At 55.5% G+C, this 25345-nt stretch carries 23 protein-coding genes; 9 read left to right on the top strand and 14 right to left on the bottom strand.

Annotated elements, in window-relative coordinates; translation table 11 throughout:
- Positions 1 to 85: 85 nt before the first annotated feature.
- Positions 86 to 676, bottom strand: coding sequence for a GTP cyclohydrolase II (ribA, locus tag ACG0Z5_RS13885; RefSeq protein ID WP_319786892.1), 591 nt, complete (start codon positions 674 to 676; stop codon positions 86 to 88).
- A gap of 179 nt (positions 677 to 855) precedes the next feature.
- Between ribA and pgpB the strand changes: the two genes are divergently transcribed.
- The 5 genes from pgpB (at position 856) to yciH (ending at position 4500) form a co-directional block, all read left to right on the top strand.
- On the top strand, positions 856 to 1620 hold the full coding sequence (gene pgpB / locus ACG0Z5_RS13880; protein WP_394448171.1) for a phosphatidylglycerophosphatase B: 765 nt from the start codon (positions 856 to 858) through the stop codon (positions 1618 to 1620).
- A 151-nt stretch (positions 1621 to 1771) separates the two neighbouring features.
- Entirely contained in the window at positions 1772 to 2080 is a 309-nt protein-coding gene (locus ACG0Z5_RS13875) for a LapA family protein (protein ID WP_394448169.1), read from the top strand.
- A gap of 6 nt (positions 2081 to 2086) precedes the next feature.
- Positions 2087 to 3256, top strand: coding sequence for a lipopolysaccharide assembly protein LapB (lapB, locus tag ACG0Z5_RS13870; RefSeq protein ID WP_394448167.1), 1170 nt, complete (start codon positions 2087 to 2089; stop codon positions 3254 to 3256).
- A gap of 192 nt (positions 3257 to 3448) precedes the next feature.
- The gene (gene pyrF / locus ACG0Z5_RS13865) at positions 3449 to 4174 is read left to right on the top strand and encodes an orotidine-5'-phosphate decarboxylase (RefSeq protein ID WP_394448165.1); all 726 of its coding nucleotides are present in this window, start codon (positions 3449 to 3451) and stop codon (positions 4172 to 4174) included.
- Positions 4174 to 4500 (top strand): stress response translation initiation inhibitor YciH, encoded by a 327-nt coding sequence (gene yciH, locus ACG0Z5_RS13860; protein WP_319630133.1) that lies wholly within the window; start codon positions 4174 to 4176, stop codon positions 4498 to 4500. Before pyrF ends, yciH begins: the two co-directional genes overlap by 1 nt.
- 112 nt (positions 4501 to 4612) lie before the next feature.
- On the opposite strand, the gene osmB is transcribed toward yciH, so the two are convergent.
- The 3 genes from osmB to ACG0Z5_RS13845 all read right to left on the bottom strand — a co-directional run bounded on the left by osmB (position 4613) and on the right by ACG0Z5_RS13845 (position 6082).
- Complete coding sequence (osmB, locus tag ACG0Z5_RS13855) at positions 4613 to 4831, bottom strand: osmotically-inducible lipoprotein OsmB (protein ID WP_110507938.1); 219 nt, start codon at positions 4829 to 4831, stop codon at positions 4613 to 4615.
- 300 nt (positions 4832 to 5131) lie between these two features.
- On the bottom strand, positions 5132 to 5881 hold the full coding sequence (locus tag ACG0Z5_RS13850; protein ID WP_394448163.1) for a DNA-binding transcriptional regulator YciT: 750 nt from the start codon (positions 5879 to 5881) through the stop codon (positions 5132 to 5134).
- An 18-nt stretch (positions 5882 to 5899) separates the two neighbouring features.
- A complete protein-coding gene (locus ACG0Z5_RS13845; RefSeq protein ID WP_319630135.1) occupies positions 5900 to 6082 on the bottom strand; it encodes a hypothetical protein in 183 nt (60 codons plus the stop codon).
- Positions 6083 to 6272: 190 nt separating this feature from the next.
- Between ACG0Z5_RS13845 and ACG0Z5_RS13840 the strand changes: the two genes are divergently transcribed.
- Positions 6273 to 7142, top strand: a complete 870-nt coding sequence (locus tag ACG0Z5_RS13840) for a crotonase/enoyl-CoA hydratase family protein (RefSeq protein WP_394448161.1) — start codon at positions 6273 to 6275, stop codon at positions 7140 to 7142.
- On the opposite strand, the gene pdeR is transcribed toward ACG0Z5_RS13840, so the two are convergent.
- The 10 genes from pdeR to ACG0Z5_RS13790 all read right to left on the bottom strand — a co-directional run bounded on the left by pdeR (position 7139) and on the right by ACG0Z5_RS13790 (position 21562).
- Complete coding sequence (pdeR, locus tag ACG0Z5_RS13835; RefSeq protein WP_394448159.1) at positions 7139 to 9130, bottom strand: cyclic di-GMP phosphodiesterase; 1992 nt, start codon at positions 9128 to 9130, stop codon at positions 7139 to 7141. The genes ACG0Z5_RS13840 and pdeR overlap by 4 nt on opposite strands.
- A 196-nt stretch (positions 9131 to 9326) precedes the next feature.
- Positions 9327 to 11264: an exoribonuclease II gene (locus tag ACG0Z5_RS13830; RefSeq protein ID WP_394448157.1), complete on the bottom strand. Its 1938-nt coding sequence runs from the start codon at positions 11262 to 11264 to the stop codon at positions 9327 to 9329.
- An 81-nt stretch (positions 11265 to 11345) separates the two neighbouring features.
- On the bottom strand, positions 11346 to 12491 hold the full coding sequence (locus tag ACG0Z5_RS13825) for a CMD domain-containing protein (protein ID WP_394448155.1): 1146 nt from the start codon (positions 12489 to 12491) through the stop codon (positions 11346 to 11348).
- A gap of 147 nt (positions 12492 to 12638) precedes the next feature.
- Positions 12639 to 13427: an enoyl-ACP reductase FabI gene (gene fabI, locus ACG0Z5_RS13820; RefSeq protein WP_319630140.1), complete on the bottom strand. Its 789-nt coding sequence runs from the start codon at positions 13425 to 13427 to the stop codon at positions 12639 to 12641.
- A 121-nt stretch (positions 13428 to 13548) separates the two neighbouring features.
- On the bottom strand, positions 13549 to 14355 hold the full coding sequence (gene sapF, locus ACG0Z5_RS13815; protein ID WP_394448152.1) for a putrescine export ABC transporter ATP-binding protein SapF: 807 nt from the start codon (positions 14353 to 14355) through the stop codon (positions 13549 to 13551).
- A 1-nt stretch (position 14356) separates the two neighbouring features.
- Entirely contained in the window at positions 14357 to 15349 is a 993-nt protein-coding gene (sapD, locus tag ACG0Z5_RS13810; RefSeq protein WP_394448150.1) for a putrescine export ABC transporter ATP-binding protein SapD, read from the bottom strand.
- On the bottom strand, positions 15349 to 16239 hold the full coding sequence (gene sapC / locus ACG0Z5_RS13805; protein ID WP_394448148.1) for a putrescine export ABC transporter permease SapC: 891 nt from the start codon (positions 16237 to 16239) through the stop codon (positions 15349 to 15351). The genes sapD and sapC overlap by 1 nt, the downstream gene beginning before the upstream one ends.
- Positions 16226 to 17191, bottom strand: a complete 966-nt coding sequence (gene sapB / locus ACG0Z5_RS13800; protein WP_319630144.1) for a putrescine export ABC transporter permease SapB — start codon at positions 17189 to 17191, stop codon at positions 16226 to 16228. The genes sapC and sapB overlap by 14 nt, the downstream gene beginning before the upstream one ends.
- Positions 17188 to 18837: an ABC transporter substrate-binding protein SapA gene (gene sapA / locus ACG0Z5_RS13795; RefSeq protein ID WP_394448146.1), complete on the bottom strand. Its 1650-nt coding sequence runs from the start codon at positions 18835 to 18837 to the stop codon at positions 17188 to 17190. The genes sapB and sapA overlap by 4 nt, the downstream gene beginning before the upstream one ends.
- 409 nt (positions 18838 to 19246) lie before the next feature.
- Positions 19247 to 21562 (bottom strand): helix-turn-helix transcriptional regulator, encoded by a 2316-nt coding sequence (locus tag ACG0Z5_RS13790; protein ID WP_394448144.1) that lies wholly within the window; start codon positions 21560 to 21562, stop codon positions 19247 to 19249.
- A 172-nt stretch (positions 21563 to 21734) separates the two neighbouring features.
- Between ACG0Z5_RS13790 and ACG0Z5_RS13785 the strand changes: the two genes are divergently transcribed.
- The 3 genes from ACG0Z5_RS13785 (at position 21735) to ACG0Z5_RS13775 (ending at position 25310) form a co-directional block, all read left to right on the top strand.
- On the top strand, positions 21735 to 22904 hold the full coding sequence (locus tag ACG0Z5_RS13785; RefSeq protein ID WP_394448142.1) for a M20 aminoacylase family protein: 1170 nt from the start codon (positions 21735 to 21737) through the stop codon (positions 22902 to 22904).
- Between the two features lie 27 nt (positions 22905 to 22931).
- Positions 22932 to 24326, top strand: coding sequence for an MFS transporter (locus tag ACG0Z5_RS13780; protein ID WP_394448140.1), 1395 nt, complete (start codon positions 22932 to 22934; stop codon positions 24324 to 24326).
- 642 nt (positions 24327 to 24968) lie between these two features.
- Positions 24969 to 25310, top strand: a complete 342-nt coding sequence (locus tag ACG0Z5_RS13775; protein WP_394448138.1) for a hypothetical protein — start codon at positions 24969 to 24971, stop codon at positions 25308 to 25310.
- Positions 25311 to 25345: the final 35 nt, after the last annotated feature.

Raw genomic sequence — 25345 nt, 5'->3', positions numbered from 1 at the left:
ACGTGAATGCTGTTCATGGTTTGACAATAACGTAAATTAGCATCAGACACAATGCAGTGCGGCGCCCGCAGGCACCGCGCCGGATTTAGTTGCCGAGCAGATGACCCATCTTCGCGGCTTTGGTATCAAGATAGTGTTCGTTTTTCGGGTTGCGGCCAACAATCAGCGGCACGCGTTCAACGATGTTGATCCCGGCTTCGGTCAGGATCTCGACTTTTTTCGGGTTGTTGGTCAGCAGACGCACTTCATCAACGCCCAGCAGCTTGAACATATCTGCACACAGGGTGAAATCACGCTCGTCCGCCGCGAAGCCCAGTTGATGGTTCGCTTCGACGGTGTCGTACCCTTGATCCTGCAGCGCATAGGCGCGGATTTTATTCAGCAGGCCAATATTACGACCCTCCTGACGGTGATACATCAGGATCCCGCGACCCTCTTCGGCGATGTGTGTCAGCGCCGCTTCCAGCTGGAAACCGCAGTCACAGCGTAAGCTGAACAGGGCATCACCGGTCAAACATTCAGAATGCACGCGCGCCAGGACGGGCGTTTTTCCGGATATATCGCCGAACACCAGGGCGACGTGATCCTGCCCGGTTGCCAGTTCTTCAAAGCCCACCATCAGGAAGTCGCCCCAGGGGGTTGGCAGTTTGGCTTCTGCCACACGTTTAAGCTGCATGTGATTCTCCAGATTATATCGGCATATTCGTGCCTTCTGTTTCCGACTATTTTGCCACAACGCTCAGGCTTCACCTAATGGCTGACGGCTGTCTGCTGCTTAAGCGCACAATTCGACCTCTTTTCACGAAGTTTCGTTTTTCAGTTATGATTGTGATGTTTAAGGAAAAAGGAGAGACCATGCTTTCTATCGCCAGACGAACCACGGCAGGGGCCGCGGCGTTACTCATCATGCCGGTTGCGGTATGGATTTCCGGCTGGACGTGGCAGCCGGGGAACAACGCCTGGTGGCTGAAAGTGTTGTACTGGGTAACCGAAACCGTGACCCAGCCTTGGGGCATCATTACGCATGTCATTCTCTGCGCGTGGTTTTTGTGGTGCCTTCGTTTCCGCCTGCGTGCAGCGTTAACCCTGTTTGCAATCCTCGCTGGGGCCATCCTCATCGGCCAGGGGGCGAAATCCTGGGTTAAAGACCGGGTGCAGGAGCCAAGACCGTTTGTCATCTGGCTGGAAAAAACGCAACAGGTGCCGGTGGAGGAGTTCTACACTTTAAAGCGTAAGGACCGTGCGCATTTGGTGAAACACCAACTGGCGGACCGGAATGATTTACCGCTGTTTTTACGTCAACACTGGCAAAAAGAGACCGGATTCGCGTTTCCGTCGGGCCACACCATGTTTGCAGCAAGTTGGGCGCTGCTGGGAGTAGGTCTATTGTGGCCGCGCCGTCGCACCGTCACCATTGTTGTGCTGTTGGTTTGGGCGACGGCGGTGATGGGCAGTCGACTGCTCCTGGGGATGCACTGGCCGCGCGATCTGGTGGTCGCTACCCTGATGTCCTGGCTGTTAGTCACGCTCGCAACCTGGCTTGCCCAGAAGCTTTGTGGTCCATTGACGCCTCCGGGTGAAGAAGCAAGGGAAATCCGAAACCGCGAGTCAGAAGAGTGACGAAGGTTGATTTAGGGCATTTCTGCCCACAAATCCTTAGCTGGCAGCACGCTTGCCAGTTTCGCCGTTGCGGCGAAGATGGTACTTTATAGGGCTGGAAGCGAAAGACTGTACACGATTTATTCACATAAACCACATAACGGGAAGTAATGTGAAATATTTACTCATTTTCCTACTGGTGCTGGCGATTTTCGTTATCTCCGTCACCCTTGGCGCGCAAAACGATCAGCAGGTCACCTTCAACTATTTGCTGGCGCAAGGGGAGTTTCGGATCTCCACCCTGTTAGCGGTGCTGTTTGCTGCGGGCTTTGCCATCGGCTGGCTGATTTGCGGCATGTTCTGGCTGCGTAACCGCGTTTCGTTGATGCGTGCTGAACGCAAAATTAAACGCCTTGAGCAACAGCTTGCTCCGGCGACACCTGCCTCGTCTGCGCCGGTCGTTCCGGCTGTGAAGGAATAACTTTCTATGCTGGAGTTGTTGTTTCTGCTTTTACCTGTTGCCGCCGCTTACGGCTGGTATATGGGCCGCAGAAGTGCACAACAGTCCAAACAGGACGATGCGAACCGCCTCTCCCGTGACTATGTCGCGGGCGTTAACTTTCTGCTTAGCAATCAGCAAGACAAAGCGGTCGACTTGTTCCTCGACATGCTTAAAGAGGACACTGGCACCGTCGAAGCGCACCTGACACTCGGCAACCTGTTCCGCTCTCGGGGTGAAGTTGATCGCGCTATCCGCATTCACCAGACCTTAATGGAAAGCGCATCGTTAACCTACGATCAACGCCTGCTGGCCGTGCAGCAACTGGGCCGTGACTACATGGCCGCGGGCTTGTATGACCGAGCGGAAGACATGTTCAACCAGTTGGTGGATGAAACCGAATTCCGCGTTAGCGCCCTCCAGCAGCTGTTGCAGATTTATCAGGCGACCAGTGACTGGCAGAAAGCCATCGAGGTGGCAGAACGCCTTGTGAAACTCGGCAAAGAAAAACACCGTCCTGAAATAGCCCATTTCTGGTGCGAACTGGCCCTGCAGCAGATGGGCAACGATGACATGGATAAAGCCATGTCGTTCCTGAAAAAGGGCGCGGCTGCCGATCGTAACAGCGCGCGAGTGTCGATAATGATTGGCCGGGTGCTGATGGCCAAAGGCGAATATGCCAAAGCGGTAGAATCGCTGCAAAAAGTCATCGATCAGGACCGGGAGCTGGTCAGCGAAACCCTGGAAATGCTGCAAACCTGTTACCAGCAGCTCGGTAAAGATGAGGAGTGGGAACACTTCCTGCGCCGCGCGGTGGAAGAAAACACCGGAGCAAGCGCCGAGCTGATGCTGGCTCAAATTATGGAACAGCGTGAAGGCGCCGATACCGCACAAACCTACGTCACGCGCCAGCTACAACGTCACCCGACCATGCGCGTGTTCCACAAACTGATGGACTACCACCTCAATGAAGCGGAAGCCGGGCGCGCGAAAGATAGCCTGATGGTACTGCGTGACATGGTTGGTGAGCAGGTCCGCAGCAAACCGCGCTACCGTTGCCAGAAATGTGGCTTCACGGCGTACACCCTCTACTGGCACTGCCCATCCTGCCGGGCCTGGTCCACGGTCAAGCCTATCCGCGGCCTCGACGGCCAGTAATTTTTAAAAAACGCCTTCATTAGTTACAACATACTTATCATTTTTTACACCTCATCTGTGGCATCGTGCCCGTCTATGTCTGGCAGGTGATAACGGGCTAATCCAGCCTGTCAATTTCAGCACTTCACAGGTAGAATGCACGCCGTTTACCGCTTTTTCGCCGGTTGCGGCCCACAACAAGAAGGTCTGGTCATGACGTCTGAATCCCGTATTGTTACTTCCTCTCCCGTAGTCGTTGCCCTTGATTATGATAATCGCGATAAAGCCTTAGCCTTTGTCGACAGAATCGACCCGCGCGACTGCCGTCTGAAAGTCGGGAAAGAGATGTTCACCCTTTTTGGGCCGCAGTTGGTTCGTGATCTGCAACAGCGCGGGTTCGATATCTTCCTTGATCTGAAATTCCACGACATTCCGAACACCACGGCACATGCGGTCGCCGCTGCGGCCGATTTGGGCGTGTGGATGGTCAACGTTCATGCCTCTGGTGGGGCACGGATGATGACGGCGGCCCGTGAAGCGCTGCTGCCCTTTGGCAAAGATGCACCGCTGCTGATTGCGGTCACCGTGCTGACCAGCATGGAAGCCAGTGATTTACAGGATTTAGGCATTACCCTTTCTCCGGCCGATCACGCGGCGAAACTGGCAGCGTTAACCCAGCGTTGCGGTCTGGACGGGGTAGTCTGTTCCGCACAGGAAGCGGTGCGCTTCAAGCAGGAACTGGGGCAGGCGTTTAAACTGGTTACACCAGGCATTCGACCGGCGGGAAGTGATGCTGGCGATCAGCGCCGGATTATGACCCCGGAACAGGCGCAGGCGGCGGGCGTTGATTACATGGTTATTGGGCGTCCGGTGACCCAATCTGCCGATCCGGCACACACCCTGCGTCAGATTAACGCGTCTCTCACGAAGGAGGCCTAATGAACGATTCTAACAGCCGTCTGGTGTATTCCACCGACAGCGGCCGTATTGACGAGCCGAAAGCCGCCGTTGAGCGCCCTAAAGGCGACGGCATTGTGCGTATTCAGCGTCAGACCAGTGGCCGTAAAGGTAAGGGTGTGTGTCTGGTGACTGGCATTGATTTGGATGATACCGAACTGGCCAAAATTGCTGCCGAACTGAAGAAAAAATGTGGCTGTGGTGGGGCAGTGAAAGATGGCGTGATTGAAATTCAGGGAGATAAACGCGACCTGATTAAATCGCTGCTGGAAGCTAAAGGTATGAAGGTCAAACTGGCCGGTGGTTAACCGTTGAGAAATAGACCTCAATAAAAGGGCCACGCAATTGCGTGGCCCTGTTTTTTTATCGTGCGTAAGTCAGACCTGAATATTATTTTCTTTATCGTTTCCCGTCAGGGAATTATTTACCAACCTGGTGGCCAATAATACCACCGACTGCTGCACCGCCGAGAGTACCTAAGGTACTACCGTCCGTCAGCACTGCACCGCCAATCGCACCTGCACCGGCCCCGAGAGCGGTATTACGGTCGCGTTTAGACCAGTTTGAACATGCGCTAAGGGACATGATCAGGGTTGCAGCCAATACGGCGGCAGTCATTTTTTTGCTCATTGAAGTCATACAGTTCTCTCCTGAATAATATCTCCACGAAAGTGCCTACATTCAGTTTAGTCCCTAATGGGAAACAGTGTGGCATTCATGGAACAGGTTGCGCAGGGGTTACTTAAATCACGCAAGTGATAGTCACTTCCTGTTATATCGCTAACATTAATTTTACGTTGTTGGGGGAGAACAGGGAGGTAAAAAGTCTTAATTGGCGCGTCAGAACAGTCTTAGATGTGACGGGATGTTGAAGAGTGAAACAGATTAACGCGTGATAAAAGGTGTTAAAAAAATCACCCCCGCAGGCGGGGGCAACGTTTAAGGACGTTTGACGATGTTTACTGTGAGGCCAGAACGCTCCAGCTGTTGCTGCTGTTCGGCTGCCAGCCCGTCATCGGTGATGACCCGATTAAACTTGCTCGTCAGGCCCAGCGGATAAGGATGAACCGCGCCAAATTTCGAGCTATCGCTCAGGACGATGGCTTCACAGCCTTTGTCCAGCACCGCGCTCACGACATCAGCACGCATCATATCGCGCCCGGTAAACCCGGTGTCGCTCTGCCATCCATCCACACCGATAAATGCTTTACTGAAATGCACCTGCTGGATGTACTGGCGGGTTAACGGCCCGACCATACTTTCGCTTTTCTTCTGATAGATGCCGCCCAGCAGAATGACTTCCCCCGGCGTCTCTTTCAGCAAATGGGCGATGTAGCTGCTGACGGTAATAATGGTTATGCCTGGCTGTTCCGAGAGCGCCCGCGCGAGAAGGGCGTTGCTGCTGCCGTTTTCGATAAACACCGTTTCGCCAGGGCTAACCAGACCGGCCGCATAGGCAGCAAGTTCACGCTTGAGCGAGAAATTGTTCATCATGCGCGTTTCGACGTCTTCGCTGTCCAGCGGCACGGCGAAACCGTGGGTGCGGCGCAGATAGCTTTGTTTTTCCAGCAGATTCAGATCCTGACGAATTGTCACTTCTGAAACCCCGGTCATCAGGGCGAGATCGGCAACGCTCATGCGGCCTTTGTCGATCACCATTTGTAAAATAGATTGTTGTCGGGCGTTCATATCACGATCGCTGCTTTATTAAATTTCCCAGGGAGATTTCGGCTGAGCAGAATTCTGTTCCTGCTCGCCGGACGCCTGAGCCAACAGCTCTGCCTTCAGAATTTCCAGATTGTTAATCGCAGAGTGATAGTCACCCGCTACCAGAATATCCAGCACGGTATCAACACGTTGAGCTAACTGGCGCGCATCGAGGTTTGACATAGGCCTTCCTGAGAGAAAAGTAAGAAAAATCAATGATGCAAAAAATGGCGGCAAAAGAGAAGCGGAAAATGGTTTGCTGGAAAAACACATAACATAAAATTATTAATTGCCGTTACTACATTTCCGCGACAAATGGGCTGGATTAGTCTGAGGAGGCGCGCAACGCGCTTTTTTCTATGAGGAATAGATTATGACTGTGATTAATCAGCCTACCTGTAAACTGTTTACCGATCCTGAACGATTCTCGCAGCTCTCTGCTTTCTACGAGGAGGAGCGACGCACCGTCTGGATGATGCTGCGTGCCCAGCCGCGCCCGTGCTTCAACCATGTGCTGATTGAAGAAATCATGAACCTGTCTTGGCTGGTAAAGCAGCAGGGGTTTGTCGTGGATTTCTGGGTCACCGGATCGCTGGTCACGGGGATCTACAACACGGGCGGCGATCTGGGCTTTTTTGTGGAATGCATTCGCAACGGGCGGCGGGAAGCGCTTCGCGCCTATGCTCGTGCCTGCGTTGATTGCGTCCATGCGGCGTCGAGGGCGTTTGACACCGGGGCTATCAGCATAGCGATGGTTGAGGGCAGTGCGCTGGGCGGCGGCTTTGAGGCGGCGCTGGCACACCACTTCATCCTTGCCCAGCGCGATGCGAGAATGGGATTCCCGGAAATAGCGTTCAATCTCTTCCCCGGAATGGGGGCCTACTCGCTGGTCAGTCGTCGATCGGGCATGAAACTTGCCGAACAGCTGATTTACCGGGGCGAGGCACACACCGCGGAATGGCACGAGCAGCGTGGCCTGGTGGACGTGTTGTTTGAACCGGGCGACAGCTACGTGGCAACGCGTACCTTTATTGACACGTTGCAGCCGAAGCTCAACGGCGTGCGTGCCATGCTGCGGGCGCGTCAGCGGGTGTTAACCCTGCCGAGAAGCGAGCTGATGGACATCACCGAGGATTGGGTGGATGCCGCATTCTGCCTACAGGAGAAAGACATTGCCTATATGGAACGTCTGGTCATGTTACAGAATCGGCATACGCAGGTTGCGCTGCGTAAAGCCAGTTAACGCAGCTTGCGGGACTGACGCCGTTTAAGCCAGCGCTCGAAAACGGCAGCGGGCATCGGCTTGGCAAATAAAAATCCCTGCCGTTCGTTGACGCCATTCTTAGTAAGAAAGGCGTCTTCTTTTGCGCTCTCCACCCCTTCGGCAATCACCTGCAAGTTCAACGCCTGCGCCACCGCCACAATCGCGCGGACCAGCGATTGCGAGACCGACTGTTTATGTACGTCGCGGACGAACACCTGATCGAGCTTGATAGCATCAATCGGGAAACGCGCCAGTTGTGAAAGGGAAGAGTAGCCGGTGCCGAAATCGTCCAGATGCACCTGGGCGCCGAGGGCGCTGAACTGCTGAATCACCGAATGCGCCAGCTCTTCATTCTCAATCAGACAGCTTTCCGTCAGCTCCACATCGATAGGGCAATACTCAAACTTGAGGTCCCGCAGCGCCTGCTTAAGGTCACTGAAGATGGTTTGATCTGCTAACTGGCGGGCCGAGACGTTCACCGCCACACGCAGGTTAATCCCTTTGTCGCGCCACAACGCCACCTGACGCACCACGTCGAGCATTACCCAGCGACCGAGCGGTACAATCAACCCGGATTCTTCGGCGTAGGAGATAAAATCACCCGGCGGGATCAGGCCGCGCTCGGGCGATTCCCAACGCACCAGGGCTTCCAGGCTGCGCACTTCCCCGCGCCAGGTGATTTTCGGCTGGTAATGGATAACTAACTGATTGTTATCCAGCGCCTTACGTAGGTTGGTGTCGAGCCACAGATATTCAAACACCCGCTGGTTCATCTCTGGCGAGAACACGCAGAATTTGCCGCGACCGCCTTCTTTAGCGGTATACATCGCGGTGTCAGCATTACGGATCAGGCTTTCGCGATCGTTGCCGTGCTGAGGTGCGAGGGAAATGCCGAGGGAACAGCCGCTGTAGACCTCAATCAGCCCAATACGGAACGGGTCACGCAAACGGGTCAGGATCCGGGATGACATCGCCTCCAGGCTACCCTGGGAGGTATCGGTTGCCAAAACGATGAACTCATCGCCACCGAGGCGCGCCAGGGTCTGGCCTTCTTCCAGACAGCTTAAAATCGATAAGGCGACCGATTGCAGCAGCTGATCGCCAAACATATGCCCGTAGGCATCGTTCACTTTTTTGAAGTTATCTAGGTCGAGGTACACGATGCCGACCTGATTATCCTCGCGGGTGGTAATCGCGTCGCTGATCATGTCGTTGATGGCGTTGCGATTGGGCAGACCCGTGATGGTGTCGGTATTCGCCAGCACCCGCAGGCGTTCCTGCGCGCGGCGCTCCTCGGTAATATCCGTCCCGGAGCAGATTAAATAGATTTCATTTTTGCCGCTGCCGCTGTGCACGAACTTATTGCGGAACAAAAACAGGCGCTGGCCTTTGCGGGTTTTAACCCAGCGTTCGACTTCATACGAACTGCCATTTTTAAAAAAACCGCTGATATTGCGCCGGGAAGCGGCGGCTTCGGCCGGGCTCATGAATAACTTAAAAACGTTCTGCCCGATGACCTCTTGCTCTTTCATCCCGGTATATTCTTCGCTCAGACGATTAAAGCGCTGAATATTGCCGTGACGGTCGAGAATAACGATGACTGAATTGGCTTCGGAAACCACCTGCTCGGCGAAGGATAGACCCTGGACTAAATCCCGGGCAACGGACCCGGTGTCATCCCAGGCGGAGGCGCTGCCAGCCCATTGCGACTTATTGATTTTACGGCCCACCAGATGCACCGGCACGGTGTTACCGTAAAGATTCAGACTCAGCGTCAGGCTGGAGGTGATCACCGTCATATCGCGAATGCTGTCTGCCTGTTCTGCGCTTAGCGCCACAACCTGGCTCGTTTCGGTCTCCTCGCTGGCAGCCAGATGCAGCGCGTTGCTGTCACCCGATAGTCGCCAATAGGGACTGGTGGTCCCCAGATACCGAAAAAGCAGGTTCTGCTCCATTTCCTCAGCCATGTCTTCTCCCAAACACCTTCAGCGCAAACATTGATAAAAGTCGGCACAGCCAGATTATTGTTTTAAGCGGTAATCCACCACTTTATTGTGATCGCTTTTGTTGGAATGTGGGGGGAAACAGGAAAAAAATTGTGGGGGATATCGCAAGTAGGGAGAAGAAAAGGGCGGCCAGCTAATGGTTAGCCGCCCTTAAGTGTTATGCCTGGAACGGACGCGCGATAACGCTGCGGGTTTCCATGCGCACTTCGGCGATAGTAACGTCAATCACCTCAGTGACTTTGTACACGGTTTCGCCTTTGATTTGCACGGTGCCATTTTCCTGGCTGCAGACCATTTCATCACGTACGGCGTGCAGGAACGGCGCCGGAATAAACGCCACCGCACCATTTTCAACCAGCCGCACGCGCATACCGCCCCGGCTAATATCAATGATTTCTGCCGCGAAACGGGTATCGGTGCCCGCTTTGTCGCTCAGGAAGCGCGCATACAACCAGTCGGCGACGTCGCGTTCTGCCATGCGGTTCAGACGACGGCGCTCTGCCATCTGGATCGTGGCATCATCCTGCGGACGTGCCGGGGTTTCACCTTTGATGATCGCTTTCAGCAGACGGTGGTTCACCATGTCGCCGTATTTACGAATAGGCGAGGTCCAGGTGGCGTACGCGTCAAGACCCAGGCCGAAGTGCGGGCCCGGTTCGGTGCTGATTTCAGCGAAGGACTGGAAGCGACGAATACGGCTATCGAGGAAGCCGGTTGGCATCGCATCGAGCTCGCGGCGCAGCTTGCAGAAGCCTTCCAGAGTCAGCACTTCCTGAGGATCGACGTGCACATCGTGGGTCTTCATCAGTTCGGAGAGCTGTTCGGTTTTCGCCGGATCAAAGCCGGTATGCACGTTATAGATGCCGAAGCCGAGCTTATCGCGCAGCACGCGGGCCGCACAGATGTTAGCGGCGATCATCGACTCTTCAACGATGCGGTTGGCGATACGGCGAGGTTCAGCGACGATATTCAGCACTTCGCCTTTCTCACCCAGCACGAAGCGGTAGTCAGGGCGATCTTTGAACACCAGGGCGTGGTTGTGACGCCACTCTCCGCGCAGACCGCAAATGCGTTCCAGCAGCTTAATTTGGCCAGCAATCGCGTCATTCTGCGGCTGCCAGTTGCCGTTGCCTTCCAGCCAGTCGGATACATCGTCGTAGGCCAGTTTGGCTTTCGATTCGATGGTTGCAGCGAAAAATTCGATATTGTCTTCGATGGTGCCATCGGCGGCGATGACCATGCGACAGGCGAGCACTGGACGCACTTCATTGGCGCGCAGCGAGCACAGGTCGTCAGACAGTTCACGCGGCAGCATTGGAATGTTGAAGCCCGGCAGATAGTTGGTGAACGCGCGGATTTTTGCGGCGTTATCCAGCTTGCTGCCTTCGCTGATCCACGCGGTCGGGTCAGCGATAGCGACGGTCAGTTGCAGTTTGCCGTCTTCGGCTTCCTCGGCAAAAAGCGCATCGTCCATATCTTCGGTGCTGGCACTGTCGATGGTGACGAAGTTCAGCGCGGTCAGGTCGCGACGTTCCAGACCTTCATCCAGCATCTCGGTTGCGGCGCCATCCGGGGCCACTTTTTCGAGATTATGGCGCGCCAGCGTCACCCACCACGGCACGAAATGATCGTCGCCGAAGGTAATGAAGTGGGTGAGTTCGGCGTAGAAACTGCGGTCGCCTTTCAGCGGATGACGGCGCATTTCTGCCACAGCCCAGTCACCCTCTTTAAAATCGTGTTCCAGACTGCGCACAGGGCGGCACTGGATGGCATCCCTGAGCAGGGGATGATCCGGCACAATCGACAGACGATCGTCCTTCTTCTGCACACGGCCAACAAAACGCGTCAGGAACGGCTCGACCAGTTCTTCTGGCTCGGCGCTTTCTTTTCCTTTGTCGCTATGGATGGTGGCGACGATACGATCGCCATGCATCACTTTTTTCATCTGAGGAGGGGAGATGAAATAGCTTTTCTGGGCATCGACTTCGAGAAAACCAAAGCCTTTTTCGGTGCCTTTGACTACCCCTTCAGCGCGAGGGGTCTGGGAATGAAGTTGCTGTTTAAGCTGCGCAAGCAGCGGGTTGTCCTGAAGCATAATTATGTATTTTCGTGGCCTAAAGAGCGGCTGACAGTTTTACGCGAATATGCCTGTCGCAGCAAGCGAACTTTAAGGCATTTACGCATCAGCACAGACCGCGCCAAGGCCGATTTTCAGGCGGTTGAGCCAGCCACAAATGCCACTCCATGCCAGCAGCGCAAAGGCCTGTTCGCCTGAAAGTCCCTGCTCTGTTAGGGGGGTAAATTGCGCGGCGCTGAAGCGGTCCGGGGCGCGGGTCATTAACTGAGTTGCCTGTATCAGTGCCGAGAGGCGCGGCTTATCGGTACTCCAGCGCTGTAACGCGCGCTCGCCCTCAAGGGCCGCCGCTTTCAGTTCGGCATCAGAAATGTTCTGCTGAAAACAGCTCACGCTACCGTTGATGCGGGCGGTGAGGAGCGAGACGAATGATGCGAGGGTTGAGTCGACCGGCAAGGAGTACAGCAGTGCGTGTTGCCGCTCCAGCAACGCATCATCCCACACCAGCAGCGGGGCAAGACTGTCTAACGGTGGCTGAGCCAGACATCGGGCGAGGGCGTCCGTCTGCTCCACGCTGGCATGACGGATGTCCACCGCGTCCAGACCGGGCTGCCATTCCCCGGCGGGTGCGGTGAACAATGCGGGTGGCGCATCGTCCTGCATCGGCATTCCGGGGATCCATCGCACCGGGAACCCTTGCAGCGCTTGTCCGGCGGCAATCACCCGTGCCTGATAGCTGATGAAACCGACGATTTGGGTGATCAGCACAATATCGGGCGTGGTCAGGCCCACGGCATCCAGCTGCTGACGCGACTGGGCGCAAATAACCGATGGCGAACTCGCCAGCTGACGGGCGTACTGCGTGATTTGCGCTAACCGATGATTGCTCTCGCGGGACGAATCCGGACCGGGCAGCGGGGCCAGGCGAGCTGCGTAGTGATTACATAACCGCTGCACGCCAAAAACCTGCGCCACGGTGAGGGCGGAGCTCAGGCGTTCGTAAGCGCTGAAGGTATTCAGGCGCGTGACGGCGACGTTATCGGGGAAAAGGTGTTCAGCAATCTGGCGGGAAACCTCAAGCCAGGGCTGACTTTGAGTTGCGACGTGCGTGGGCAGCGTCAGATCCAGTAAAAATCGGTCTGTATGGTGGGCCGCTTCCGGAACCAGCGGCAATACATCAGCAGTCTGGTTTCTCGCTTGCGTTTCATGATACCAATGGCTTTTGCCGTGAGCGCGGCTTTGCTCCATGGGAGTTCCTTCAGGACGTCGTATCGTTTATGGATAGCTATCCTGACGTAAGGCGGGAGCAGGTAAAAATATTGAAGCGTGATAACAAATAACAGAGTGGAATAACGGCGGGATTTCCGCCCCGCGAGCGCAGGGCGGAAAAAGAACTTATTTCAGTTCCAGTTCGTTCATTGCGGCGATGCTGAAACCACCGTCAACGTGAACGACTTCACCGGAGATACCGGCAGACAGGTCAGAACACAGGAACGCTGCGCTGTTACCGACGTCTTCGATAGTCACGGTACGACGAATCGGGGTTACCGCTTCGCAGTGAGCCAGCATCTTACGGAAATCTTTGATGCCAGACGCGGCCAGGGTGCGGATAGGACCTGCGGAGATACCGTTGACACGCACGCCTTCTGGACCCATTGCGTTCGCCATGTAGCGCACGTTAGCTTCCAGGGACGCTTTCGCCAGACCCATGACGTTGTAGTTTGGAATCGCACGCTCAGCGCCCAGGTAGGACAGGGTCAGCAGCGCAGAACCCGGGTTCAGCATTTCACGGCAGGCTTTCGCCATTGCCACGAAGCTGTAGGAACTGATGTCGTGCGCGATTTTGAAGCCTTCACGGGTTACCGCGTTAACGTAGTCGCCGTCCAGCTGATCGCCAGGTGCGAAGCCGATGGAGTGTACGAAGCCGTCAAATTTCGGCCATACTTTTCCCAGTTCGGTGAACAGGGCATCGATGCTTTCGTCCTGAGCAACGTCACATTCCAGAACAATGCTGGAACCCAGGTTCGCGGCAAACTCTTCAACACGGCCTTTCAGCTTGTCGTTCTGGTAGGTGAAGGCCAGCTCAGCGCCTTCACGGTGCATAGCTTGTGCGATACCGTAGGCGATGGACAGTTTGCTGGCAACGCCAGTTACCAGAATGCGCTTACCGGAAAGAAAACCCATAGCTTTTAATCCTTATGTCATTGTTGTAGCGGCTGCATCAATTATAGGCAGGCCGTCGTTAAACGTCGCGATTCTAGCATAGAGTCGCGCAGAGCGTTAATCCGACCACTTAGGTCAGCTTCTAGCGGTCTTTGCGCCACGCATCGGCGGTCAAGGCTTCGCCAAAATGCCCGGCGATTAAGCGTCGGGTCAGCTCGTGGAGCGGGGAGGAGAGCACGTCGGCGGTGCTACCGCGTTCGACGACTTCTCCCTGATGCATCACCAGCAGCTGATCGCTAATGTGCTTCATCATCCCCAAATGTTGGGTTACGTAGATATACGAAATTCCCTGTTTTTCCTGCAATTCAAGCATCAGGTTAATCAGCTGCGAACGCATCGACATATCCAGCGAGGCCAGCGCTTCGTCACAGATAATCACCTTTGGGCGCAGGATCAGCGCGCGGGCGAGGCCCAGACGCTGCTTCTGACCCGGTGCCAGCATGTGCGGATAATAGCTGACGTGATTCGGTAGCAAACCGACCAAGCGCAGGGTGTCGATAATCTGTTTTCGCCGCGACTCTGCATCCAAATCGGTGTTCAGTCGCAGCGGGAAATCGAGGATTTGCGAGATACGCTGACGCGGATTAAGCGAGGTTGACGGATCCTGGAAAATCATGCGAATACGCTGGCTGCGGAACGAATAGTCGCCGAACTCCAGCGGATGATCGTCAATCAGTAGTTCCCCGGTCGTCGGTTCAATCATCCCCGCCAGCATTTTGGCCAGCGTCGATTTACCGGAGCCGTTCTCGCCGATAATCGCCAGGGTCTGACGTTCACGTAGAGTGAAACTCAACGGCTTCACTGCCTCTACCGTCTGACGATGGAACAATCCGGTACGATAGCGAAAGGTCTTACTCAGATTGCGAACTTCGAGCAGGGTCTCGACCATTTCACTCTTTCTCCATGTTCAGCGGGAAATGACAGGCAAACAAATGGTTCTTCGGCCCTGTCAGCCGCGGTCTTTCAATGCATTTACGCTGGGCATAAGGACAGCGCGGACCAAGACGGCAGCCAATCGGCAGCGACTCCAGCAGCGGGATGGCCCCAGGCATGGTGTTCAGACGGCTTTTATGCGGCATCGAGCGGCCAAAGTCCGGCATCGCGCGGATCAGCGCCTGGGTATACGGATGATGCGGAGTACTTACCAGATCTTCGCTCGGGGCGCTTTCTACCGTCTGCCCGCAGTACATCACGTTTATTTTGTCGGCCCAATGACTGAGCATTTGCAGGTCATGGCTGATCAACAAAATGGTGGTGTTGTTGTTCTGATTCAGACGCGTCAACAGGCGGAATATCTGCGCTTGCGTCGTTGGTTCCATGGCGTTGGTCGGTTCATCGGCGATCAGCAAACGGGGCTGGTTCGCCAGCGCGATAGCAATCATCACCTTCTGACACTCGCCGTCGGTCAGCTCATACGGGAAGCTGCGCATTGCGTCTTTATGATCTTTAATGCCCACGCGGTGCAGCAGTTCGATTGCGCGGCGTTTGCGCCAACCCATCCGCTGCCACCAGCGGCCCTTGAAGGTCCAGCCGGGGATGTTCTGCATCAGTTGACGACCCACGCGTTCGGACGGATCGAGACACGACTGCGGTTCCTGGAAAATCATCGACACGTTGTGGCCGACCAGTTTACGGCGTTCCCGGTTAGAAAGGCGCAGCAGGTCGATATCGTCAAAGCGCATACGGTCTGCGGTGACGCGCCAGTTGTCTTTGGTCACGCCGCAAATCGCTTTGGCAATCAGGCTTTTACCCGAGCCGGATTCTCCGACCAGACCACGGATTTCCCCTTCGGCGAGGGTCATGCTGACCCGGTCAACCGCTTTCACCCAGCCTTCGCTGGTAAGAAACTCGATGGTCAAATTACGGATATCAAGTAACGGCATTATTGCACCCCCGCATTAATGGCTCGGCGGATGCCGTCGCCCAGCAGGTTAACCAGCAGCACGCTTATCATGATCGCCGCACCCGGCAGCATTACGGTCCACGGCGCCACATAAATAAGTTCCAGCGCATCACCCAGCATCGCGCCCCATTCCGGGGAAGGGAGCTGTGCGCCAAGGTCGAGGAAACCGAGGGCGGCGATATCCAGGATAGCCATCGACAGCGCGCGGGTGATTTCCGTCACCAGCCCGGCGGCGATATTCGGCAGCACCGCATACCACAAAATATTGAGGGTGGTTGCGCCATCGAGACGCGCCGCGACCACGTAATCTTTTTCCAGTTCGTCATGCACCATGCTGTAGACCGAACGTACCATGCGCGGCAGCAGCGCCAGCCAGACCGCGAACATGGCGTGCAGCAGGTGCGGGCCGGAAAAGGCGACCACGATAATCGCCAGCAGCAGGGACGGGATCGACAACAGGGTATCGAGGATATGGTTCAGCACCGCCGAACGCAGGCCACGGGTCGAGCCGGCAAACGCGCCGAGCACCAGGCCAAAAAGTGTGGCACCCAGAGTGACGACAAACGCGCCCCCGACGGTCGGGGCCGCGCCGCTGAGCAGACGGCTCAATACGTCACGCCCGAGGTCATCGGTGCCGAGGAAGAACGACACCTCGCCATAGCGCGACCATGAAGGCGGCAGCAGCTGGTAACCCAGGAACTGCTGATCGAGACCATAAGGCGCAAACCATGCGCCGAAAATGCACAGCAGCGCCAGCCCGGCACAGCCGTACAGGCCAATCATGGCGGTGGTATCACCATAGAATTTGCGCCACACGGTGCGCAGCACACCGGGCGGGCGCTTTTCCAGATAGACGCTATCGTAAGGCATACCATTCCTTATGTTTCAGCGGGTTAGCCATAGCACCCAAAATGTCAGAAAGCACGTTCACAATAATCACTAACGCGCCAATCACCATGACGCCGGCTGAAATGGCCGCGTAGTCCTGCTGGCGAATGGCGTTGATCATCCAGCGCCCGAGGCCCGGCCAGCTAAATACCATTTCGGTGATCATCGCCAGAGTCAGCATGGTGGAGAACTGCAGGCCGAGGCGCGGGATTACCGGCGGCAGGGCGTTATGCAGCACATGGCGACGTAAAATCGTCAGCCGCGACACCCCACGGGTGGCTGCCGCTTTCACATAGTTGGTGTCGTATACGTCAATGGTGCTGAGACGCATCAGACGGATCACTTCGGTGGTGGGGGCGACAGCCAGGGTCAGCACCGGCAACACCATATGGCGCAGGGCACTCATGATCATCTCATCGCGCCACGGCGAATCGGACAACCAGGCGTCGATCAGCGCAAAACCGGTGACGTTTTTCACTTCATACAGCAGGTCAAAGCGCCCCGAAACCGGCAGCCAGCCGAGCGTCAGCGAGAAGAACAGCGTCAGGAGCAGCGCCAGCCAGAACACCGGAATCGAGAAGCCCAGCAGGGCGAGGGCGCTGATGACATTATCCTGCCATTTGTTGCGCATAATGCCCGCCAGCATCCCGACCGGGATCCCCACCAGCAGTGCAAAACCAAACGCCAGAACGCACAGTTCCATGGTTGCCGGGAACACCTCTTTCAGCTGATCGGAAATCAGCTGACCATTGATGCTCGACACGCCGAAATCCCAGTGCAGGAAGCCTTCAAACCAGAACAGCCAGGCGTTCCAAAGGGACGCGCCTTGGAGCGGGGCGTGTGGCGTAAAATAGCTCAGGCTAAAGCTGACAAAGGTCAGCAGGAACAGGGTCACCAGCAGCAGGAGCAGGCGGCGAAGGGTAAAAATGATCATGGTTTTTTCACCTCTTCTTCTTTTTCACGCGACACCCCGGCAAAGGAGGCATTCCCGAACGGGCTCAGGACCAGTCCCTTGATATCGTACCGATAGGCCTGCAAACGTAGCGACGACGCCAGTGGCAGCACCGGCAGTTCTTTCGCCAGAATTTGCTGCGCTTCATCATAAGCATCAATGCGCGACGCCAGCTGTTGTGAAGCCAATGCTTTTTGCAGCACCGTATCGAATTCACGGTTACACCAGTGGGCAAAGTTGGTTTGCGAACCGATCGCCGCACAGCTCAGCAGCGGACGGAAGAAACTGTCCGGATCGTTACTGTCCGTCGCCCAGCCGGTTAAGGTCAGGTCGTGATTCATGTCCATCAATCGCGCTTCCTGGAAACGACCTTCCACCGGGACGATTATCACTTTCACACCGACCTGCGCCATATCGGCCTGAATCAGCTCGGCGGTTTTCAGTGGGCTCGGGTTCCATGCCTGAGAAGTGGTCGGCACCCACAGCCGCAGGGTCATATTTTCCAGACCAAGCGCTTTCAACTGTTCGCGGGCTTTTGCCGGATTGTATTCGGTAATTTTAGCTTCATTATCGTAGGCCCACGACGCGCGCGGCAGAATTGATGCGGCGGTTTCAGCGGTGCCGTAATAAATGGACTGCATCAGACGCTGGTTATTTATTGCCAGCGCCAGCGCGTGACGCACCGCCGGGTTATTCATCGGCGGTTTATCGGTATTAAACGCCAGATAGGCGATGTTCATGCCTGGACGTAGCGTCAGGCGTAAACGCGGATCGTCACGCAGAATGGTGAGCTGGCTGGCAGCAGGCCAGGCAAGCACGTCACACTCCCCGGTGAGCAGTTTAGACAGTCGCCCGGTGCCACCGGAACCCAAATCCACCACCACCTGCGGCATCATCGGCTCGCCGCGCCAGAATAACGGATGGCGTTGCAGGCGGATGTACTGCCCGGCCCGGTATTCATCAAGCTGATACGGTCCGGTGCCGACCGGCTGGCGGTCAATCAGTTCCTGGCGATCGATTTTTGCCAGATTTGCCGCGTATTCTGCGGACATCACTGACGCATAATGCGTGGCTAAATGCCAAAGGAAAGAGGCGTCGGGGCGTTTAAGGCGAAACTCAACGGTACGGCTGTCGAGCTTGCGCACGCTTTCGACGCTATCGGCAAACTGCAGACTATCGAAATAGGGGAAGTTCGGACCATTGACGTTATGCCAAGGATGATTGCGGTTAAAAATGCGCGCAAAGGTAAACACCACGTCGTCAGCATTCAGGGTCCGGGTCGGTTTGAACCACGCCGTTTTCTGGAACTGCACGCCGCTGCGTAGGTGGAAGCGGTAAGTCGCCCCGTTATCCAGCACTTCCCAGCTCTCTGCCAGTTCCGGCACCAGCCGATAGGTGTAAGGATCGACGTCCAGCAGGCGGTCGTAAATCTGTGCCGCGAGGGTATCGACAATCAGGCCGCTGCCCGCTTTTTGCGGGTTAAAGGTATTCACCTGGCCGCTGACGCAGTAGACGAAGCCGCTGTCGCGAATGTCGGCATTCGGCGCCAGCGCGGGAGGCGTCGCCGCCATTGCGTTGCCGCACAGTAACCCCATCACTGCCAGTAAGGATGATAATTTCAGGCGCATAATTTCTTCATAATTCAGACCGATCTGCAAAGTGTATCGCACTTGAGGCAGCCAGGTACAAAACTCTGCGACCAACCGCTGTAAAAGTCGCCAGTTTAGTGGGGGTAAGGGGAATAACCTGTGAGTGGGGTATTCATGAGCAGGAGATGCTCCCGCTTCGTATAGCTTATTTAGTGAGCACTTCTATACTGGTATACTGGTTACACAGCATTTCGCTGCTTACCTACTGGAGTAACCCATGAAAAATTACGCGACACATGCCAGCAAAGACGCACCGAAAAAGCCAGACAACACGCCGAAAGACAACGTCAAAAGCCCGCAGAAAAGTAAAAAGTAGTTGTTTTGGCAGTGAATAAGCATTAACCGCCCACGGGCGGTTTTTTGTTGTTATGACCCTCACATCCCGCTTTCAACGAATCGGCGTCAATTCATACAGCACCAGCGCGTTACTTTCCAGGGAGTCGGCAATTTGCCAGCTGTCGTGCAGATGTTCATCGCGTACTGCGAGCGTAGGGCGGGCTTTATGCCGCACCCAACGCCAGATTTCTTCGTCGGGTCCGCTGGCGACGGTGAAGGCGTCGAGCAGCGGATAGAGTGCGCCGTTATGCTGATCGTAGAGATGCGATTTGATACGCCATGCGCCGCTTAAGCCCCGAAGCTGCACCCGGTACTGCTGGCGGAAACGCTGAATAAACGCCTCTTCACTGGAAAGCCACGGATTGAACACCACGGTGTTGCGGAGCAGTAACAGATAGCGGTCTTCGTGGCGCAACAGCAGCAGGTTTTTGTCGTTCACCAGAACGTCGCCGCGCAGGCGTTGCCACAGCCATAGCACCCAATAAATCGGTCGCGGCAGGCCGTGATTGTACTGTAGCGCCAGGCTTGAGGTGTCGAGCGTGTCATTGGCACGGGCTTCCCCTTGTAAACCCGAATTGAGCCAGAATCCCGCCAGCCAGACCTGGTCCGATAATCCCAACAGATTGTGCATCAGCAGTGCGCCGCGGAAAAACCAGCCGTTGGTGGCGCGGGTGTTGCCGGTGAGTGTGTTCCAGGAGAGCAGCCACAGCGGCAGGGAAATTTGCTGCTGACGCAGTGCGCTCTGGATTTGGCGGATCTTTTGCACCGGATAATTTTCCGTGAAGGCCAGACGGGGGGGGTCTAACTCAGTCAGATTAAGCAGCTCATTAGCATCCGCGGGGCAGGCGAGGAAGTCGGCTTCGCGCAGCAGGCGTGACTGAAATATCGCCTCGTCGGCCAGCGGCAACGGGCTGACGGCAAAGCGGTGCCACAGGCCAAATTTGGCTTTCGGCAGAAACTCACGCAGCGCGGCACGCTGTGTTTTCCACACGTTTTCCCGCGTTTCATCGCTGGCCTGCGCCGACCAGTGCCAGACGAACTGCCAGCCTGCGGTGACCTCCGGCGGGAAATGGTTGATCGACTGTTTCAGGAATTGGCGCAGCAAATCGCTGCGGGTGGTCAGGCCGGTGTGCAGCAGTACGGTCCATTTCTTTTCCGCCAGCCAGCTGAAAATCTGATGCAGGTTATACCAGCAGGCGTAGCCCGCCATCAGCGGGTCATCCCAGCCGCTGGCAAATAAACGGCTACTGAGAAACGGCTCGCTGATGTCGATCCCATGTACTGGAATTTGGGCGTCGAGGCTTTCCAGTTCCCGACGCACGTCTTCCCGCAGCAAATCATCCAGTTCGCGCAGGGTAATCATCACCCGAGTATGGCGTAGCGGGGCGGCACGCGGCGTGAGTTCGCGCAAGTCGACAACCCGTTCCTGCTGCTGATGCAGCGTCAACGGCGACGGCTCCCAGCCGCGCGTTTCGGGCTCATTCAGCAGACTGAATAGCTTGTCTACCGCCACCGGGAACAGGCTGTCGTTGATGGTCGGGCGGATACGCGCCCCACTGGATGCGCTTTGCCGGAGGCGGCGAAACTCGCGCGGCGTCATCTGATGATAGCGGCGAAACAGGTCGCTCATCATGCGGGTGCTGGCGAAACCCTGCTCGAGCGCAATCTGGTGCAGGGGGCGATTGGTCAGGCGCAGCGCATCGGCGGCTTTTTCCAGCCTTAAGGTGGTGATGTATTGCATAAAGCTCACCCCGACTTCCTTACGAAACAGCCGGGAGAGCCACGCTTCTGACACAAACTCGGCTTCGGCAATTTCCGCCAACGTGATACGCCGGGTAAAGCTTGCATCAATGCGTTCCACCACCTGGGTAATGCGCTTACTCCAGCCGGGGTTGTCAGAACGCTGGCTGATCCGTGCCGGTTGCTGAAAGCGGGTAGTGAGCAACAACAGGATCTCGCTGAGCCAGCGCTGGGCCTCCAGCCGGTAGCGGCTCGGGTGATTAATCAGCGTCACCACCAGTAGCTGGCGCAGCAGATGACGGAGTTCATCGCACTGCGGCCAACTGCCACTGGACTCATCGGGAATGTGGTACTCGTGGCTGAAAATGTCGTTATACAGCCGCGTCAGCCACGGACCGGAAAGCGTGACCTGCAGGGTGGCATTGGGGCTGGAACTGGTCAGTTGAAAGCGTTGGTTGCGGTTTATCACGGTCAGGCTATTGGCGCCCAGGGTTTGACGCTGATCCAGAGTTTCCAGCTCGGCGCTGCCTTCCAGTAGCCACAGCAGCGTCAGGGCGTTGCTCTCCTCCTGGCTGAGCTGGCGCACGTCCATGACTGTAACTGCAAACTCGCTGCCGCTTTGATCCATGATTCACCTCACAGTAAGACAATTATTCTCCTGCTGTTTTTTGTCATAACTGAATTGTATGAAAAACAGTCTTCAGGAATGCGTTACTTCACAACAAAAAAATGCACTTTTCCGTCAAAGCGGCGGCATAAACTCGACATTATCACTGTGAAGCAATAAAGGGATAACAAAAATGACACATCCAATTGTTGAAGCATTGCAGGGCACTGAAGAGCAGTTCACCGAGCTACGTCGTCACTTTCATCAGCACCCGGAAATTGGCTTTGAGGAACATCAAACCAGCGAGCAGGTGGCGCGTTTGCTGACCAAATGGGGTTATGAAGTGCATCGTGGGCTGGGAGGTACCGGGGTCGTCGGCACGCTGAAAGTGGGGAACGGCAGTAAGCGGTTAGGGATCCGCGCCGATATGGATGCCTTACCGATGCAGGAGAACAGCGGCAAAGAGTGGGCCAGTAAAACCGACGGTAAATTCCACGGCTGTGGACATGACGGTCACACCACCACGCTGCTGTACGCCGCGGAATATCTGTCCCGCACGCGCAATTTTAGCGGCACGCTGAATCTGATTTTCCAGCCAGCCGAGGAACTGTTATACGGTGGCCGGGTGATGGTGGAAGACGGCCTGTTCGACCAATTCCCCTGCGACCACATCTTCGGCCTGCACAATATGCCCTCACAGAAACTGGGCAAAATCGGCCTCCACGATGGCGCGATGATGGCTTCGTCCGACACGCTGCACATTGAGGTCAACGGCGTCGGTGGTCATGGTGCGGTGCCGGAACATACCGTGGATGCCACGTTGGTGGCTTGTCATATCACGATTGCGCTGCAGTCGATTGTCTCGCGTAATATCACCCCGTTCGAGCCTGCGGTCGTCACCGTGGGCAGCATTCAGGCGGGTCACGCCCCGAACATCATCAATGAAAAAGTGCTGATGAAACTCACCGTGCGCACGCTCAGCGAAAAGGTGCGCCAGACGGTTCTGCAACGCATTCATGATATCGCCATTGCCCAGGCTGAAAGCTTTAACGCTACCGCATCCATCACTCACGTCAATGGTAGCCCGGTACTGAAAAATGACCCGGCGGCGAATGAGATGGTGCGCAGCGTGGCGTGCGATTTATTTGGTCAGGATCAGGTGGTGACCATCGGTTCGTTTATGGGCAGCGAAGATTTCGCCTTCATGCTCGAAAAGAACCCGAACGGCTGTTATTTCACTATCGGCGCGGGCGACGAGCCGGATCGCTGTATGGTGCATAACCCCGGTTACGACTTCAACGACAAGATCCTTATCACCGGCGCGGCATTGTGGAGCGGGCTGACCGAACACTATCTGCGTTGATGATTCACCACGAAGGAGGGCCGCCCGATGAGTACCGTTCCCCTGACAGAAACCCGTCCGTTTGCCGGTAATGACCGACTGCTGGCGGGCATTGTTCTTAGCGTTTTAACCTTTTGGCTGTTTGCACAGTCGGTTATCAACGTGGTTCCGGCGATGAAAAACAGCCTTGATATTTCGCTGGAGACGCTGACCCTGGCGGTCAGCCTCAGCGCTTTATTTAGCGGCTGTTTTGTGGTGGCGAGCGGCGGGTTGGCGGATAAATTTGGCCGCGTGCGCCTGACGCTGATTGGCCTGGTGCTGAGTATTATCGGCAGCGCGCTGCTGGTGCTGTCGCACGGCCCGGTGTTGTTCCTGGCGGGCAGGGTGATTCAGGGACTGTCGGCGGCATGCATCATGCCCGCGACGCTGGCGCTGATCAAAACCTGGTACGAAGGGAAGGCGCGTCAGCGGGCGATCAGCTTCTGGGTGATTGGTTCCTGGGGCGGCAGCGGCCTGTGCTCTTTCGTCGGTGGGGCGATCGCCACCGGTCTGGGCTGGCGCTGGATTTTCGTTTTCTCGATGCTGGCCGCGCTGGTGTCATTGCTGTTGATTCGCGGCACGCCGGAAAGCCGCAGTGAAAGCGCCCAGAATAGAAAACTGGATCTCAGCGGCTTATTCAGCTTCGTGAGCGCGCTGGTGATGCTCAATCTGTTTATCAGCAAAGGGCACAGCTGGGGCTGGAGCAGTGGTTTGTCACTCACGATGTTATGCGGTGCGGTACTGGCGACACTGTGGTTTATTCGTTCGGGATTACGCAAAGGCGACGAGGCGCTGATTGATTTCGCATTGTTCAAAAATCGCGCCTACAGCGGGGCAGTGCTGTCGAATTTTATGCTCAATGGTTGTATCGGCACGCTGATGATCACCAGTATCTGGCTCCAGCAGGGCCATCATCTCTCCGCGCTGCAAACCGGGATGATGACGATGGGGTATCTGGTGACGGTGCTGGTGATGATTCGCGTGGGTGAAAAACTGCTCCAGCGCTACGGGGCGCGTTTGCCAATGATGACCGGGCCGATTATCGCCGGGATTGGCGTGGCGCTGATCTCCTGTACCTTCCTTGAGAAAGACATTTATATCGGGGTCGTATTCTTCAGCAATATCCTGTTGGGACTTGGGCTGGGCTGCTACGCCACGCCGTCCACCGACACCGCCGTGGTTAACGCGCCAGAGGAGAAAGTGGGCGTGGCATCCGGTATCTACAAAATGGGCAGTTCGCTGGGTGGGGCGATGGGCATTGCGGTCACCGCATCACTGTATGCCATGTTTTTACCCTTCGGCATGGCGAGTGCGGCCCAGTACGCACTGTTGTTTAACAGCGCGTTGTGCGTCGGGTCAATGCTGGCGAGTGCAGTGCTTTTAAGTAGGCCCGCGCAAGCGTAGCGCCGCTGGCGATGGCGGGATCAGAGCTGATGCTTTTTTAGCAGTGCGACGCAGACATCAAAGTGCCAGTACTTGTTTCGTTTTGATGGCTAATAAGGTTCGTAACCACCGGGTCTTGCTTCAGCAGATCGCGCTCCACAGGATGAGCCGTCAGCGGCGGTATCACTGGAGTATTCGCAATTCCCTGTGTAAGTATTCTGCGTTGCACCTGCTCCATTTGAACCTGCTATGGCTTCACCGACTACGAAAGCTGCCACAGCGGCTCCTGTTATTACTTTTGTGCCAATATCGCCCCAATCTGTATGTGTCTCAGATGATGAGTCATATGTAGATATGCGAGCGTTGCATTCTTCAACTGACGCTCCCCCCTCTCTGCAATTCTTATACATGAGGTCATTCGTTGATGACGCACATCCCGTTAATAAAGTGACGATTATTGTCGCAGAGATAGGTTTCATTCTTATGCCTTTGTGTATTGCAAAAACTTACTTGAATCCGAACTGGATTCTACTAAAGGCATTCTCTTGATGTATTGACCTGAGTTATGTATAGGCGCTGGACTATTGGGAAACGACTTTTATAGAGCGCAATGTTGATGCAATATTGTAGGTCCGCGCAAGCGTAGCGCCGCCGGGCAACGGTGTGATCAGAACGGATGCTATTTCAATAAAGCCAGGAATGGGTCATAAGTTAAACCCAACAGTTGCGGTTGATGAAACATTTGAAAATTACATCCTCGTGATTGCAGATGCTGTAAGTAGTGCTTTTTTTCTGGTGACTTTTATGGGGTTGATTAATGTTAGTGCAATGTTATACATACATGGATTAACAAAAGGTACGTTTGCAATGTTCGTTATTAGTATGTTTATAATAATAGGAGTGGTAATTAGAAATAGTATTGTTAAAAAAATAAAAATGGCAACCACCTTAAAATTAATTAAGCTAAGGGCGAAAATGTTTTTTTACATGATTACCCCACCCTAGCTTGTAAACAACAGATAAAAACTTCTCAACTTTGC

The organism is Scandinavium sp. M-37, assembly GCF_043558715.1.
GTDB classification, from domain to species: Bacteria; Pseudomonadota; Gammaproteobacteria; order Enterobacterales; family Enterobacteriaceae; genus Scandinavium; species Scandinavium vulneris_A.
This window is presented reverse-complemented; position numbering and strand designations above follow the sequence as displayed.

What these genes read in the sequence shown, in the direction of transcription:
- ribA (WP_319786892.1), bottom strand. Translation starts at nt 676, where the DNA reads ATGCAGCTTAAACGTGTGGCAGAAGCCAAACTGCCAACCCCCTGGGGC.
- pgpB (WP_394448171.1), top strand. Translation starts at nt 856, where the DNA reads ATGCTTTCTATCGCCAGACGAACCACGGCAGGGGCCGCGGCGTTACTC.
- lapB (WP_394448167.1), top strand. Translation starts at nt 2,087, where the DNA reads ATGCTGGAGTTGTTGTTTCTGCTTTTACCTGTTGCCGCCGCTTACGGC.
- pyrF (WP_394448165.1), top strand. Translation starts at nt 3,449, where the DNA reads ATGACGTCTGAATCCCGTATTGTTACTTCCTCTCCCGTAGTCGTTGCC.
- yciH (WP_319630133.1), top strand. Translation starts at nt 4,174, where the DNA reads ATGAACGATTCTAACAGCCGTCTGGTGTATTCCACCGACAGCGGCCGT.
- osmB (WP_110507938.1), bottom strand. Translation starts at nt 4,831, where the DNA reads ATGACTTCAATGAGCAAAAAAATGACTGCCGCCGTATTGGCTGCAACC.
- ACG0Z5_RS13850 (WP_394448163.1), bottom strand. Translation starts at nt 5,881, where the DNA reads ATGAACGCCCGACAACAATCTATTTTACAAATGGTGATCGACAAAGGC.
- ACG0Z5_RS13845 (WP_319630135.1), bottom strand. Translation starts at nt 6,082, where the DNA reads ATGTCAAACCTCGATGCGCGCCAGTTAGCTCAACGTGTTGATACCGTG.
- ACG0Z5_RS13840 (WP_394448161.1), top strand. Translation starts at nt 6,273, where the DNA reads ATGACTGTGATTAATCAGCCTACCTGTAAACTGTTTACCGATCCTGAA.
- pdeR (WP_394448159.1), bottom strand. Translation starts at nt 9,130, where the DNA reads ATGGCTGAGGAAATGGAGCAGAACCTGCTTTTTCGGTATCTGGGGACC.
- ACG0Z5_RS13830 (WP_394448157.1), bottom strand. Translation starts at nt 11,264, where the DNA reads ATGCTTCAGGACAACCCGCTGCTTGCGCAGCTTAAACAGCAACTTCAT.
- ACG0Z5_RS13825 (WP_394448155.1), bottom strand. Translation starts at nt 12,491, where the DNA reads ATGGAGCAAAGCCGCGCTCACGGCAAAAGCCATTGGTATCATGAAACG.
- fabI (WP_319630140.1), bottom strand. Translation starts at nt 13,427, where the DNA reads ATGGGTTTTCTTTCCGGTAAGCGCATTCTGGTAACTGGCGTTGCCAGC.
- sapF (WP_394448152.1), bottom strand. Translation starts at nt 14,355, where the DNA reads ATGGTCGAGACCCTGCTCGAAGTTCGCAATCTGAGTAAGACCTTTCGC.
- sapD (WP_394448150.1), bottom strand. Translation starts at nt 15,349, where the DNA reads ATGCCGTTACTTGATATCCGTAATTTGACCATCGAGTTTCTTACCAGC.
- sapC (WP_394448148.1), bottom strand. Translation starts at nt 16,239, where the DNA reads ATGCCTTACGATAGCGTCTATCTGGAAAAGCGCCCGCCCGGTGTGCTG.
- sapB (WP_319630144.1), bottom strand. Translation starts at nt 17,191, where the DNA reads ATGATCATTTTTACCCTTCGCCGCCTGCTCCTGCTGCTGGTGACCCTG.
- sapA (WP_394448146.1), bottom strand. Translation starts at nt 18,837, where the DNA reads ATGCGCCTGAAATTATCATCCTTACTGGCAGTGATGGGGTTACTGTGC.
- ACG0Z5_RS13790 (WP_394448144.1), bottom strand. Translation starts at nt 21,562, where the DNA reads ATGGATCAAAGCGGCAGCGAGTTTGCAGTTACAGTCATGGACGTGCGC.
- ACG0Z5_RS13785 (WP_394448142.1), top strand. Translation starts at nt 21,735, where the DNA reads ATGACACATCCAATTGTTGAAGCATTGCAGGGCACTGAAGAGCAGTTC.
- ACG0Z5_RS13780 (WP_394448140.1), top strand. Translation starts at nt 22,932, where the DNA reads ATGAGTACCGTTCCCCTGACAGAAACCCGTCCGTTTGCCGGTAATGAC.